12 protein-coding genes are annotated in these 13,171 nt (G+C 54.0%); 5 read left to right on the top strand and 7 right to left on the bottom strand.

Annotated features, from left to right (window positions below; genetic code table 11):
• On the top strand, positions 1-355 hold a 355-nt coding region (locus tag GX147_03635; protein NLN59796.1), incomplete at its 5' end, for a type III pantothenate kinase.
• Positions 356-361: 6 nt separating this feature from the next.
• Here the strand turns inward: GX147_03635 and GX147_03630 are convergent.
• The 3 genes from GX147_03630 to GX147_03620 are packed head-to-tail and all read right to left on the bottom strand — an operon-like array spanning position 362 to position 2,558.
• Positions 362-1,282: a DMT family transporter gene (locus GX147_03630; GenBank protein ID NLN59795.1), complete on the bottom strand. Its 921-nt coding sequence runs from the start codon at positions 1,280-1,282 to the stop codon at positions 362-364.
• Between the two features lie 4 nt (positions 1,283-1,286).
• On the bottom strand, positions 1,287-1,916 hold the full coding sequence (locus tag GX147_03625; GenBank protein NLN59794.1) for a carbonic anhydrase: 630 nt from the start codon (positions 1,914-1,916) through the stop codon (positions 1,287-1,289).
• 12 nt (positions 1,917-1,928) lie between these two features.
• Positions 1,929-2,558 carry a dephospho-CoA kinase gene (locus tag GX147_03620; protein ID NLN59793.1) on the bottom strand — a complete coding sequence of 210 codons (630 nt, stop codon included), beginning with the start codon at positions 2,556-2,558 and terminating at the stop codon, positions 1,929-1,931.
• 301 nt (positions 2,559-2,859) lie between these two features.
• Between GX147_03620 and GX147_03615 the strand changes: the two genes are divergently transcribed.
• From GX147_03615 to rlmN, 4 genes are all read left to right on the top strand, one after another.
• Complete coding sequence (locus GX147_03615; GenBank protein NLN59792.1) at positions 2,860-3,840, top strand: LysM peptidoglycan-binding domain-containing protein; 981 nt, start codon at positions 2,860-2,862, stop codon at positions 3,838-3,840.
• 379 nt (positions 3,841-4,219) lie between these two features.
• A complete protein-coding gene (locus GX147_03610; protein ID NLN59791.1) occupies positions 4,220-6,154 on the top strand; it encodes an aconitate hydratase in 1,935 nt (644 codons plus the stop codon).
• An 87-nt stretch (positions 6,155-6,241) separates the two neighbouring features.
• Positions 6,242-7,456 (top strand): NADP-dependent isocitrate dehydrogenase, encoded by a 1,215-nt coding sequence (locus GX147_03605; GenBank protein NLN59790.1) that lies wholly within the window; start codon positions 6,242-6,244, stop codon positions 7,454-7,456.
• Positions 7,457-8,500: a 23S rRNA (adenine(2503)-C(2))-methyltransferase RlmN gene (gene rlmN / locus GX147_03600; protein ID NLN59789.1), complete on the top strand. Its 1,044-nt coding sequence runs from the start codon at positions 7,457-7,459 to the stop codon at positions 8,498-8,500.
• Between the two features lie 103 nt (positions 8,501-8,603).
• Here the strand turns inward: rlmN and GX147_03595 are convergent, their stop codons facing one another.
• The 4 genes from GX147_03595 to GX147_03580 form a co-directional block, all read right to left on the bottom strand.
• Positions 8,604-9,461 (bottom strand): GNAT family N-acetyltransferase, encoded by an 858-nt coding sequence (locus tag GX147_03595; GenBank protein ID NLN59788.1) that lies wholly within the window; start codon positions 9,459-9,461, stop codon positions 8,604-8,606.
• A gap of 354 nt (positions 9,462-9,815) precedes the next feature.
• Complete coding sequence (locus GX147_03590) at positions 9,816-11,261, bottom strand: tryptophanase (GenBank protein NLN59787.1); 1,446 nt, start codon at positions 11,259-11,261, stop codon at positions 9,816-9,818.
• Positions 11,262-11,458: 197 nt separating this feature from the next.
• A complete protein-coding gene (locus GX147_03585; GenBank protein ID NLN59786.1) occupies positions 11,459-11,938 on the bottom strand; it encodes a ferritin in 480 nt (159 codons plus the stop codon).
• A 148-nt stretch (positions 11,939-12,086) separates the two neighbouring features.
• The gene (locus GX147_03580) at positions 12,087-12,398 is read right to left on the bottom strand and encodes a hypothetical protein (protein NLN59785.1); all 312 of its coding nucleotides are present in this window, start codon (positions 12,396-12,398) and stop codon (positions 12,087-12,089) included.
• Positions 12,399-13,171: the final 773 nt, after the last annotated feature.

The following is a 13,171-nucleotide window of genomic DNA, read 5'->3' as shown; positions in this document are numbered from 1 at the left end:
GTACATGGGGGGTTGCATTACACCGGGAATTGTTATTTCCAGTGAAGCGCTCTTCCAGCGGGCGGCAAAATTACCCAGGGTCGAATTCACAAAACCAAAGATGATCATTGCCAAGGACACGGTCAGCGGTATGCAAGGGGGAATCATCTACGGTTACGCCGGTCTCGTTGACGGGATCGTGGAACGCATGAAGAAGGAAGCCAGATCCGACCCCTATGTGATTGCCACGGGCGGGCTCGCCGGTGTGGTGGCATCGGAATCCCGGACGATCGATGAAGTGGATGAATTGCTGACCCTGGAGGGTCTTCGCATCATATTCCAGAGAAACGTCAAAAAGCACGAAAGCCAGATGTAGGAGCCATCATAAAACGCTCCGGATCCGCTGAAACATATCCCGGGGAAGTTCGAGGAAAAGAGCCGCCAGAATCAGGATAATCCCCCCCAGCATATATGAATTGATGGTTTCACCAAGCACCCAGACCGCCAGCAGGGAGGCCAGGACTGGTTTTAGAAAAAAAATCATGCCCCCCCGCTGGGCAGAGGTATTTAACAGTCCGTAATAATAGAGATAGTACGCAAGAGAAGTCCCCATCAACGTGATGTAAAAGATGGGCACCGATGCATCCATGATCTGTTGCAGCCCTGTTATTTCGATGCGCATGAGGGCCAAGGGGAAAAGGATCAGGCTGCCGGCGAGGGATGAAAAGCCCATCAGAACGAGAGCGCCGTAACGTGCCACGACCCGCCGGGAGATGCAGGTACTCAGCGAAAAAAGAAAGGCCGCCAGGACCATCAGGGCCAGACCGTGCAGTGAATGCCAGGCAAACACCCCCGATTCACAGGCAAAACAGAGAACCCCCGCGCCCCCGAGAAAAACACTGACCCATTTGCGGCGGCTCCAGGGTTCCTGGTTGATATAACGGGCCAAGATGACAACGAAGACCGGGTTGATACAAAAGATGACCGCTGCCGACGCGGCTTTGTCCAGAACCAAAATCGCCGTGTGAAAGAGACTCAAAGCCAGGGTGATGCCGATGAACCCGTTCAGAAAAAAAACGCCGTAATCCCGCCGCGAGAAGGGCTCTGCTCTCATTTTCAGGACGGGCAGACTGATCAGAATCAAGAGCAGGCCGGTAATAAAAAACCGAATGAAGGTCAGAACAATCGGGTCCACCCGGGACCCGATAATTTTACTGGCAATCTCCACAGTGCTGAAGAGGCCGACACCCCCCACCAGGCTCAGGGTTCCGATTATTTCATCCGAACCATACCTCCGACGCATCGTATCAACAACCGCATTCCAGAGACCCTTTCTTCAGATATGCCCTGGCCAAAGACGTATTGACATGAACGACATCCTTGTTGAGGTCCTTAAGTGGGTAATCCGGACCGATAACGGGCAGGGCATCGGCCTGCTCCTGGCTTCTCAGGACAGAACCCGCCGCGACATAACGGTTTTCGGGAATGGTGACCCCCATGAGAATGCAGCCCGGCTCCACAACGCAGTGGCTGTTCACAAATGATTTGAAAACCAGAGATTGCATCCCGATGAAAGAGTCGTCCAAAACCACGGCGGGACCATGAATTTGCACCTGATGCGCAAGAGAATCCCGGTTACCGATATAAACGGCGTACTTTTCGCCTGCAACGGCGTATAGATTGTCTTCCAATACCTTCCCGTCCTTCTCCGTTTCCAGGGCATGGATCACCACGCCGTCCTGAACGTTCGCATCATCCCCGACAAAAAGGGGTTGGCCTTCGTCACCCCGGACACACGCACACGGCGCGACCATGACGTTTTTCCCCAATATGACATGCCCGACCACACTGGCCAGGGGATGAACATAGGCCGTGGGATCGACAAGGGGAGTGAATTCCTTGGACGAAAAATCGGTGATGACATTGCTTTCGATCATACTGTCTCTCCTTCATATCAATGGTTTTTGCTCACGTTTATTTTTTTCGTATCGCAGAAGTTTCTGCCAGACCTCTCCGACTCGCCTCTCTGTTTCTTCGATGCTCCCGCGGTTGTCGATAACAAGGCCTGCGTGCTTTATCTTTTCCTCAATGGACATTTGCGAGGCAATACGTTTTTCCGCGTATTCCCTGCTGTAACCATTTCGCTTGATGAGACGCTCCAACTGTTCTTCTGGAGGAATATACACCAACATCACAAGGTCGAACCACGACTGAGCGTCAATTTCTATCAGGAGCGGAACGTCTGACAGAACAATGGCATCGGGCTGCGTGATTTCGATATGCCGGATGCGATTTCTACATTCGTGGAACACCTGGGGATGAACGATTGCATTCAGACGTTTCAGTTTCGCTGGATCGCTGAACACGATGGTCCCCAACTTGTTTCGGTCAATCGCCCGGTCCGGGCGAAGAATGCCCTCCCCAAATGTCGCGACGATTTCCTTCCACACATCCGTATCCGGAAGCTGGACCTGATGCGCCACCACATCGAGGTCAACAAGCATGGCCCCCCTCTCCACGAGCAGCCGGGAGACGGTCGTTTTTCCCGTCGAGATACCCCCTGTCAGTCCCACATTCAGCATGGCCCGTCTTTATCACAGGCCTGCCGGGATGGGCAAAGGGAAATTGAGGGGAACCGGCGGATTGACCATCTCAGAGACACAACGTGGTGGTTCTTTTCCCCTGGAGAGCCTGACGGACTCAGCGTCGCCTCCATGAATAATGTGAAGTCGCCCACAATCAAGAAGAGAAAGCGAAAAAAAATTTGACTTGTCGTTTTTTTTCCGATAGAGAGGGGGGCAGTCGTGTGGCGCTCCTTGGTATCCGTGCACAATACGACCGAAATAATGAAACCCCCGAACACCCTGGAGGAGGAATTTCATGACGAATCGGCGTATCGCTCTCTGGCTGGGACTTCTCGTCCTGTTCATGTTTTGCTTACCAACAAACGGCTCTTCAGCAGAAACATATCGCATCAAAAAGGGTGACACCCTTTCAGCTATCGCAAAACGATACCATGTCTCTATAAAAAGCCTGAAAGAAACCAACCATCTCAAAAGCGACAAACTGAGTCTCAATCAGGTTCTCACCATCCCTACCCAGGACAAAACCAAATCAATAAAAACCCCCTGTCAGGGGGCGGCTTCCAATAAACATCAAAACACAACCTACGTGGTCCGCAAAGGAGATACCTTCACAAGAATCGCCAAGGTCACGGGAGTCTCCGTGCGCGATCTGGAGGCGATCAACCGGGTCAGCAGCAACCGGATCCGGCCGGGACAGAAACTCAGGCTCACTTATCCGGAACCGGCGAATCTGCATCAAGGAAATCCAGAAAGCATGGATAGCCTCGATCATTTCGACCTGAACGATTTGGAAGAAATAGAAAATCCCCCGGATAACCATGAAGACGTGCTGAGCGAGGAAGACGGGGAGCAGCTCCCTCGATTCCTTGGGAAATGGGACGATTCCAAGGAAAGACAACTCCTGGTGAAAATTTCGAAGGGGTTCCTGGGTGCTCCCTACCGTTTCGGTGGCGCATCATTGAAAGGCCTGGACTGTTCCGCCTTTGTAAAACGCATCTATTCGATTTTTGATGTTAATTTACCCCGAACAGCACGAGAACAGGCTCAAATGGGCCAGAAGGTCTCTCGAGACAAGCTCGCCGTGGGGGACCTGGTTTTCTTCAATACCCGGCGTTACCATATCAGCCATGTCGGCATCTACATCGGCAATAATGAATTCGTCCACGCCGCCTCCGGCAAATCCAAAAAAGTTCGAGTGAGCAGCCTTAACGAGCCCTACTATAACAAACGGTTCATCAAGGCTGTGCGAATCAAGGAGCTGGAGGACAAGCTATAAAAAAGCTTTTCCCCGTGTTCTGCCTCTGTTGCCTCGTTCTGTTTTTTCCTTTCGGTGTCACTTTTGCGGCGGGCTCCATCGCGCATTACCAGCCCATTTTTCTACCTTTTGCCTTCGAAAACACGATCCGCATCGCCACCCGCACCTTTGAACAACATGGGCAAAGTAGGGTTCTGGCCGTCGATCCCTTCACTCTGGAAACGGAGGTTATTCCCGGCTGATCCATTGATTCTTCAAGCCCGCTCCCCCCTGTTCTCCTATTTTTATATTGATTTATTCCACGCCTTTCTATAGTGTTCATCTCCTAAACAACGGCCGAACAAGGCCACAACCGTTTAGCTGGCGGGACACGAAGACCTGTCGAAGAAGTGAATCAATCATGACTGAAACCCTTACGGAAAAAATTTTGCGGCAACATCTGATTACGGGCACCTACGTCCCAGGCAGCGAAATTGCCATCCGGATCGACCAGACCCTGACCCAGGACGCAACGGGAACGATGGCCTATCTCCAGTTTGAATCCATGAACCTCCCGTGGGTCAGAACGGAACTTTCGGTCAGCTACATCGATCACAACACCGTTCAAATCGGCTTCGAAAACGCCGACGACCACCGCTATCTCCAGTCTGTGGCCCGCAAGTATGGGATCCACCTCTCCCGGGCCGGTAACGGCATTTGCCATCAGGTACACTTGGAACGGTTTGGAAAACCCGGCAAAACCTTGATCGGCTCCGATAGTCACACGCCGACGGGAGGCGCTCTCGGCATGGCAGCAATCGGCGCGGGGGGGCTCGATGTGGCTCTGGCCATGGCGGGCGAACCGTTTTACCTTACCTGTCCGCGGGTCATCAAAATCAACCTGGAAGGGAAACTGTCCCCCTGGGTGTCTGCCAAGGACATCATACTGAAGGTTCTGGAGATTTTTTCCACAAAGGGCAATGTTGGCCACGTGTTCGAATACGGCGGGAGCGCTCTGCAGTATTTAACGGTTCCGGAGCGGGCCACGATTGCCAACATGGGGGCGGAGTGCGGTGTCACCACGTCCATTTTTCCCAGCGATGAAATGACCAGGAATTTCCTTGAAGCGCAGGGCCGGGGCCAGGACTGGACACCGCTCGCTGCCGACGAGGATGCCGTTTACGACAGAACCATCGCGATCGACCTGGGCGAACTTGTACCCCTGACGGCAAAACCTCACAGCCCCGACCAGATCGGCACCGTCAGGGAAATGGGTGCCGTTCCCGTCGATCAGGTTTGTCTGGGAAGCTGTACCAATTCATCTTACAAGGATCTGGTTACGGTGGCGAAGATCCTCAAGGGGAAGGTTGTTCATCCCCGCGTGAGTTTCATCATCGCCCCGGGATCGAAGCAGGTTCTGGAAAATCTTTCACGGGACGGTTACCTGTCGGATCTTTTGTCCGTCGGCGCCAGGCTCATGGAAAATGCCTGCGGCTTCTGTATTGGAAACAGTCAAAGTCCCCGGAGCGCCGCCGTCTCCCTCCGCACCTCTAACCGCAATTTCCTCGCCCGATCCGGGACGAAAGACGCCATGATTTACCTGGTGAGTCCCGAAACGGCGGCGGCGGCCGTAATCACCGGGGTCTTCACCGATCCGCGTGATCTGGACATACCCTACCCCGATGTGGTCATGCCCGCGCGTTTTCACATAGACGACGGCATGATCATCCCACCGGTATCAAAAGAAGAAGGAGCCGCCACGGAAATTCTCAGGGGTCCCAATATCGGCGCACCACCGAAAAACACCGAGCTCCCTGCGGACATTCGGGGGCAGATCACCCTGAAAATCGGCGACAAGATCACGACAGACCACATCATCCCCGCCGGTGATCGGATGAAGTACCGTTCCAACATCCCACGTTACGCTGATTTTGCCTTTGAAAACGTGGATCCCGCCTTCTCGAAGCGCGCCGCAGACATCCGGGACAGGGGCGGACACAACCTCCTTGTAGCGGGACTTTCCTATGGTCAGGGATCATCGCGTGAACACGCGGCCATTTGTCCCATGTACCTCGGGGTCAAGGCCGTCATTGCCAAATCCTTCGAACGGATCCATGCGGCCAATCTGGTCAATTTCGGCATCCTCCCGCTGACTTTCAGCAACGAAGGGGACTATGACCGGATCGACCAGGGAGATTCTCTGGAAATTCCGGATATCAGAAGGATTATCACGGAGGGTCGTCCCCTTATCGTCAGAGACATCACCAAGGGGCTGCAATTCGAAGTTGTCCACGATCTGTCTGATCGCCAGAAGGCCATGATCCTGGCCGGAGGCGCCCTGAATCTGCGTTCCTAGCCAAGAATCATTCGGGAGGGCAAATCGGCCCGCCGGGTTAACAATTCCCGATTCATCATGGGGGGAAAATATAACAAAGGACACGGCATGGAGAAAATAAAAGTCAAAACCACGCTGGTGGAGATGGACGGCGATGAAATGACCCGGATCATGTGGCAATTCGTCAAGGAAAAGCTCATCTTACCCCACCTCGATATCCCCCTGGAGTACTATGACCTGCACGTCAAGCACAGGGACAACACAGACGACCAGGTAACCCTTGACGCGGCCCGGGCAATCATCAAATACGGCGTCGGGGTCAAGTGCGCCACCATCACCCCGACGGAAGACCGGGTCAGGGAATACAGCCTGAAGCAGGCCTGGAAGAGCCCGAATGGGACGATTCGCGCCCTGCTTGACGGCACTGTGTTCAGAACCCCGATCGTGGTCAAAAACATCCGCCCCGCGGTTTCCGCCTGGAAAAAGCCCATCACCATCGGCAGGCACGCCTATGGCGATGTTTACAGCAACACGGAAATCCGGGTCCCCGGTCCGGGCAGGGCGGAACTTGTATTTACACCCGCCGGCGGCGGGGAACCATCACGCCGCACCATCAAGGAATTCACCGGCCCCGGCATCATTCAGGGTATTCACAATACAGATGAATCCATTCTGAGTTTCGCTAAGGCCTGCTTCACTTATGCCCTGGAACAGAGACTCGATCTCTGGTTCAGCACGAAGGACACCATTTCCAAAATCTATGACGCCCGTTTCCGGAAAATCTTCGATGACGAATACGAGCAGAACTGGAAGGGCAAATTCAACGCGTCGGGGATCGAATATTTCTTCACCCTGATCGACGATGCCGTTGCCCGGATTATGAAAACCGAGGGGGGCATTCTCTGGGCGGTGAAAAACTATGACGGCGACGTCATGTCTGACATGATCGCCTCCGCCAACGGCAGCCTCGCCATGATGACGTCCGTGCTCGTCTCCCCTCATGGATACTATGAATACGAGGCGGCCCACGGAACCGTCCAGAAGCATTATTACAAGCACTTGAACGGCGAAGAGACGTCGTCCAACTCGATGGCTCTCATCTTCGCTTGGACCGGGGCGCTTCGCAAACGGGGCGAGCTGGACGGTACGCCGGAAGTCACATGGTTTGCCGACTGCCTGGAGAAGGCGGCTCTCGCCACCGTCGAGGGAGGAACCATGACAGGGGATCTCCTGCTCGTCGCGGAACCCAGCCCGGCCAACCGGAAAGCCAACACGGAAGGGTTCATCGACGCCATCGCCCAACGCCTGGAAGAACTGCTGTAAATGATAAATGCCGGACTCCCCAACCTGAAGGATATGTCTCCCGAGGAACTGGAGACTTTCATCGCCGGACTGGGGAAGGAACGCTACCGGGCTCGCCAGATACTGAAGTGTCTTTATCGCCAGGGCGCCACATCATTCGACCAGATGACGACCCTTTCCCGCGTGTTCCGGGAGGAACTTTCCCGCCGCGCGGTCATTGACACCCCGCGCATCGTCGAAACCCGGACAGCCGGGGACACCACGAAAAAAGTGCTGTTCAGGCTCGATGACGGCAATTATATCGAAAGTGTTCTTATTCCCGGTAAAACCCACTGGACCATCTGCGTCTCCACCCAGGTCGGATGCCGCATGGGCTGCCGCTTCTGCCTGACAGGAAAACAGGGGTTTACCCGTAATCTACGGCCATCGGAAATCACCGGCCAGGTCATGGCTCTCCGAACCAACATGCCGGAAGGACCGGAAATCAGAAACATCGTCCTTATGGGCATGGGGAAACCCCTTGACAACTACGACAACGTGGTCAAGGCAATCCGGGTGCTTACGTCGGACCACGCCTTCGGCTTTTCCACCCGGAAGATAACCCTCTCCACCTGCGGGATTGCCCCCATGATTTTGAAACTCGGCGAGGACATCTGCGTGAACATCGCCGTTTCCCTAAACGCCCCGGATGACAGACTCCGCAGCGATCTTATGCCCATAAACCGAAAGTATCCCCTGGCGGAACTGTTCGCCGCCTGCAGGGACTATCACATGCCGGGGCGGAGGATGGTGACCTTCGAATACATCCTCATCGGCGGGGTCAACGATTCCCTGGAGGACGCGGCCAGGCTCGTTCGGCTCCTCAAGGGAACCCGTTGTAAGCTGAACCTGATCGCTTTCAACGAATTCCCCGGCTCTCCCTTCAAAGGCCCCTCCCCGGAAGCCGTCGCCGCCTTCCAGTCGTACCTGGCAAAGCATCACTACACGGCAATACTCCGGGTCAGCAAGGGGAGCGATATCCTTGCTGCCTGCGGCCAGTTGAGCGGACAGTACAGGAGTGAATAGAAGACGGGAAATATCGTCAGGGGGAATAAAAACGCCCCGTTGAGGATGCCCTTCCGGCCTGTCGCTTCCAGGCATCAATCGTCTGTGAATTTCTGTTTTGCTCTTAGCCCGAAATGGAAGGAAGAAAAGCGTCTTGCGGGCTGTGATAAAGCCCCGCGCTCATGAGCGTCATTATTTTGACAATTCGGAAACCCTCTCCCAGACACCAGCGAAGCAGTTCCCCGTTTCGGCTCGGCAACAGGAATCCAAGTCCGCTGACTTGTGCGGCAGCCCCGATCAGGGCTTTGAGATCGGCACTGGTTTCGCCTGCTGCGTGTCCGCTGTACCCTACCCCCGTTGCATAGCCGCTACACCGATTGTCCCGTTCCACCAGAGTTGCCGTTCCGGCTTCCACGGCGTCCCGCAGCTCATCGCCACGGTCATAACCAAAAACACGTCGGCATAAGGCATTGCACGCATCAACATCCTCAATCCCGGCAAATCGCACCGTATAGCCGGGGAGCTTCAGACCCGGCGGCGCCCCCTGAAGGACGACGAGGGGCTCGCGCACCTCGAAACCCAGTTTCGCGTACAGGGCCAGGGATCTGTTCTGATATGCGTCCTGACATAATCGCATCCCGGGACAACGACGTTCCCGTTCCCGTTCGAAAACGGCCTGCATGAGGCGGCGTCCGATCTTACGGTCCTGAACCGCGGGATCGATCGTCAACGGTCCCACCCCGGCGATCAGGGAGCGTTCATCGATGACGACGCTCCCGAGCAGTCTTCCATCCCTTTCGGCAACCAGAACATGATAACCCGGATGGGAAAGGCGGTCTGAGAAATTCTCCTTTACCGCTTCGGGGGATAGAACCAATCGAGGAAAACCGTGACGCGGCATAACCGTCGCAAAAGCTTCAAAGCAAATTGCGCCACATTCCCCGGCGTCTTTTTGCGTACCGGCCCGTATAACGAAATTCATGGTTCTCCTGCTCCATACACCTTTTAACACGTCCGCAGCCCGGATATCGCGTGCTATATCGCAATCTTCGAAGCATCGCCAGAAAAATCTCTTCCTGTCAATACACAGTTATTATTAAATTTATCGGGTATTTTTCCTGAACGAACCAAAGGATCCAAATGATCGCCGTCCCCAATATGACCTGGTTTCGAGAAATGAGGCGGAGACGGCGAGCCTGGGTGTCGACCCTGATACATATGAGGGGACCCCATGGGATTGCACAACGGATCGCAAAAAACGCTTTCAGCATCCTCCTTCCTTTGACGTACCCACGGGGACAAGCAGGATGGTTTTTAGCTGAAAGGTATGATGCTATCACACATCCCCGAAATCGGCCTTGAACGCGTCCACCAAGGTCGCGCCCCAGTCATTCCCCACAGGCTCAAGCCTGCCGAAGAAAAAGCGCATTACCGGCGGTTCTTCCACAAACCTGAGTCCGCCGATGAGCTCCTTATGACGGTGCAGCCAGACGACACGATCCGCCACATACTCGATGTGCCCGAGAGTGAAACTGCGCCGTGGGATGGCGATGCGCACCAGTTCCATCCTTGCGGTTATCTCCTTGCCGTCCTGATCCCGGTCTTCGGACATGGACCCTCGTTCCACGCCCCGCGCCCCGGAAACCAGGTACATCGCCGCGTTGAGGGCCTGCGCTGGATATTGCAGGGGCGGCATATCGGGGAGGAAGGAGCGGGCGTCAACATGACAGGCAAGCCCCCCCGGGGGGGTCACAACGGGTACGCCATCATTCTGGAGACGTTCCGTAAAATACTGTATGAACTCCGGGCTGCTGCCGGCAACTTCGGTCTGGGTCATTTCCACCAGTCCCACCGCCATGGCTTCGATTTCCTTGGTGGACATGCCGCCGTAAGTCGAGAAGCCCTCATAGACCGGCAGCCATGTCATCAGGTGGTCAAAGTGTTCCTTGTGGTTCGTCGCGATGAGTCCACCCCGTGCACCCCCGCTTTTGCGGCCCGACATGTAAAAAATATCTACATATTTCATCATTTCCAGGAGGATTTCCTTGATGGACCTGTCCGCGTACCCCGCCTCGCGCATTTTGATGAAATAGGCGTTTTCACCGATCAGGCTGCCATCCAGAATAAGGAGCAGGTTATTTTCATCGGCGACGGTTTTCACTGCCCGCAGGTTCTGAAGGGAAAACGGCTGACCGCCGATCAGGTTGGTCGTGGCCTCCATCCGGATGAAGGCGATCCTGTCCGGACCGTACTCCCTGATGGCCTCCTTGAGTTTGACAATGTCAATGTCGCCCTTGAACGGTTCATCGGTCGCGGGGATCAGGGCGCGATCCGCAACCAGGTCCAGAATCCGGGATCCTGCGATTTCCACATGAACCCGTGTCGAAGGGAAGTGGTAATTGTTGAGAACAACCTGGGTGGGCTTCAGCAGGACCTTGACGAGCAGATGTTCGGCGGCCCTCCCCTGATGAACCGGCAGGGTGTATGCAAATCCGAAAACCTCTCTGACGGCATCGGCGAGCTTGTAAAAACTTTCCGAGCCCGCGTAGGCGTCATCAGCGACCATCATGGCGGCAAGTTGGTTGTCGCTCATGGCATTTGTGCCGCTGTCGGTCAGCATGTCCAGAAAGACTTCTCTCGAGGGAAGGAGAAAGGTGTTGTAGCCAACCGCCCGCAAACATTTCAGCCGCTCGGAAGCGGGAAGCAGATTGAGCTTCTGCACAATCTTTACCCGGTGCATTTCCATGGGTATTCTCCGGCCGTCGGTCAGGGTGATAAACATATTCCCCTCCTCGCAAATAAATTATTTTGATGTTGATTGAAACTGAAGTGATCAATGGAACTCATTTTTGAGGGTTCGGAGTATAGAAGCACCCTTTTTTCACGTCAAGGGATATTTTTATTATAAAATACCGGACTTAATATGAAAAAGCCCGTCTAAACCAATAGACGGGCTTTTTCGATGCCATTGCGTGATGGTTATTGCATATCCGACAGAATCGCCTCCAAATCCTCTTCGTGTTCGACCTCATCCTCCAAGATATCCAGGATGAGCTTATAGGTGATTGGATCCTTATCTTTTACAAAGTCTAAAAGCTTTTTGTAGGTTTCAATCGCGCACTGTTCGCCTTCTATGTTTTGTTGAAGAAGTTTGATCGTATTGGGATCACTTGGAACGGCATAACCGCAATTGGATTCTTTTATCAGCTCCTCCGGCTTTAAAAGAGGTGTGCCCCCCAGGGTGAGGATTCTTTCCGCCAACATTTCGGCGTGCTCCAATTCCTCCGCAGCGTGTTCGGCTAATTCTTCGGCGACGATGCCCCTCATTCTGCCGCAGGCGACTCTGGCTCCCACCCAGTACTGATAATATGCCAGCCATTCATCAGCATAGGCCTTGTTGAGCATTTCCAGCAACTGTTCAACATCAAGTTCTACGATTGCTCTTCCTTTTGTTCCCATTTTTCTTTCCTCCTTATTTCAATGATTTTTAACGCCCGATTTTATCATTGGTTTCTGACAACAAACCAATGGTCCCCCGCCGGGACATAGGGGGAACCTCCGTTTCCCTCTCGAAAAACCTTATCATGGATGTCCCCGGATTTCTCCATTATTCTTTTTCAATATGTGCTTCCGCCGTCCGTAACGCCAGGGGTTTATCCCTTGTCCACAGCCACCAAAGGGGGAGCGTTGTATGACGGGAGGCCTCTTTATCGCGTCCCCGGGCGTAATACCAGTCTCCGAAGCGTTCGACGGTGGCAAACGGATGGTCCTCAGGGCACAGTATGCTGCATGAACGAATCTCCTTGAAATAAATGGTTTCATCCGGAGCTTCGTCGATCATCATCTCCGTCGGCACTTCAATGTGGGCGACATCGATTCCCACCGCCATTTTTTTATCGAGCCATTCGGAGATCGTCATTTCTCATCCTTTTCTTCCTGCCGAAAGCCAGCAGGTTAAAGGGACGCAATGCATTGCCCTGCGTGGCATTCCGAGGCCCCGCGACTGTTCTAAAGTGGCATTCTGAACCCCGGTCAGTCTAAGATGTTATTCCGAATCCCGCCGTCAGCCTAAGATGTCATTCCGAATCCCCGCGATAGCGGGGTGAGGAATCCTGAACGCACCGCCTTGGGACAGCGTGGGGGACAAGATTTCTCGTCGCTTCGCTCCTCGAAATGACATGGGGGAGCTCCTCGAAAGGACAAGGGATGCTCCTCAGAATACTGTCCCCATATCCCACCTGTAAACAGGTGACAAGGTGGGCTCGTCAGACGGTTACCCTCAAATGACATGAGGGGCACTCCTCGGGATGACCTGAGGGAGGCTCCTCGGGATGACACAACTTCATGTCGCTTCGACACCCTTTCCTTCTTGTCACTTCGAACGAACGTGAGAAGTCTTAAACGTAACGCTGCTTCCGAAACCTCGGGGATTAAGATTTCTCCCCGGCTTGCGCCGGGTCGAAATGACATGGAACGCCCCTCCATCTGAAACCTATTTTTTTCATTCCGCATGCCCGGGCAACCCATATGTCATGTTATTCCGAATCCCGCCATCAGTCTAAGATGTCATTCTTCTATGTTAAAAAAAGTCAAGTCGTCACATAGATGGATGCTCTTTCCAACATTAAAAAGGTTAAGAGAACGATGTATGGGTACGATCTTAAAACCAATCTTCTATCAACAGACAGACCT

The organism is Deltaproteobacteria bacterium (genome assembly GCA_012522415.1).
Lineage (GTDB): Bacteria > Desulfobacterota > Syntrophia > Syntrophales > JAAYKM01 > JAAYKM01.
The sequence above is the reverse complement of the archived record's forward strand: the minus strand, read 5'-3'. Positions and strand labels throughout refer to the sequence as shown.

Coding starts and splice junctions, on each gene's coding strand:
- GX147_03580 (NLN59785.1), bottom strand. CDS start 12,398: ATGACGATCTCCGAATGGCTCGATAAAAAAATGGCGGTGGGAATCGAT.
- GX147_03605 (NLN59790.1), top strand. CDS start 6,242: ATGGAGAAAATAAAAGTCAAAACCACGCTGGTGGAGATGGACGGCGAT.
- GX147_03590 (NLN59787.1), bottom strand. CDS start 11,261: ATGTTTATCACCCTGACCGACGGCCGGAGAATACCCATGGAAATGCAC.
- GX147_03625 (NLN59794.1), bottom strand. CDS start 1,916: ATGATCGAAAGCAATGTCATCACCGATTTTTCGTCCAAGGAATTCACT.
- GX147_03595 (NLN59788.1), bottom strand. CDS start 9,461: ATGAATTTCGTTATACGGGCCGGTACGCAAAAAGACGCCGGGGAATGT.
- rlmN (NLN59789.1), top strand. CDS start 7,457: ATGATAAATGCCGGACTCCCCAACCTGAAGGATATGTCTCCCGAGGAA.
- GX147_03610 (NLN59791.1), top strand. CDS start 4,220: ATGACTGAAACCCTTACGGAAAAAATTTTGCGGCAACATCTGATTACG.
- GX147_03615 (NLN59792.1), top strand. CDS start 2,860: ATGACGAATCGGCGTATCGCTCTCTGGCTGGGACTTCTCGTCCTGTTC.
- GX147_03630 (NLN59795.1), bottom strand. CDS start 1,282: ATGCGTCGGAGGTATGGTTCGGATGAAATAATCGGAACCCTGAGCCTG.
- GX147_03585 (NLN59786.1), bottom strand. CDS start 11,938: ATGGGAACAAAAGGAAGAGCAATCGTAGAACTTGATGTTGAACAGTTG.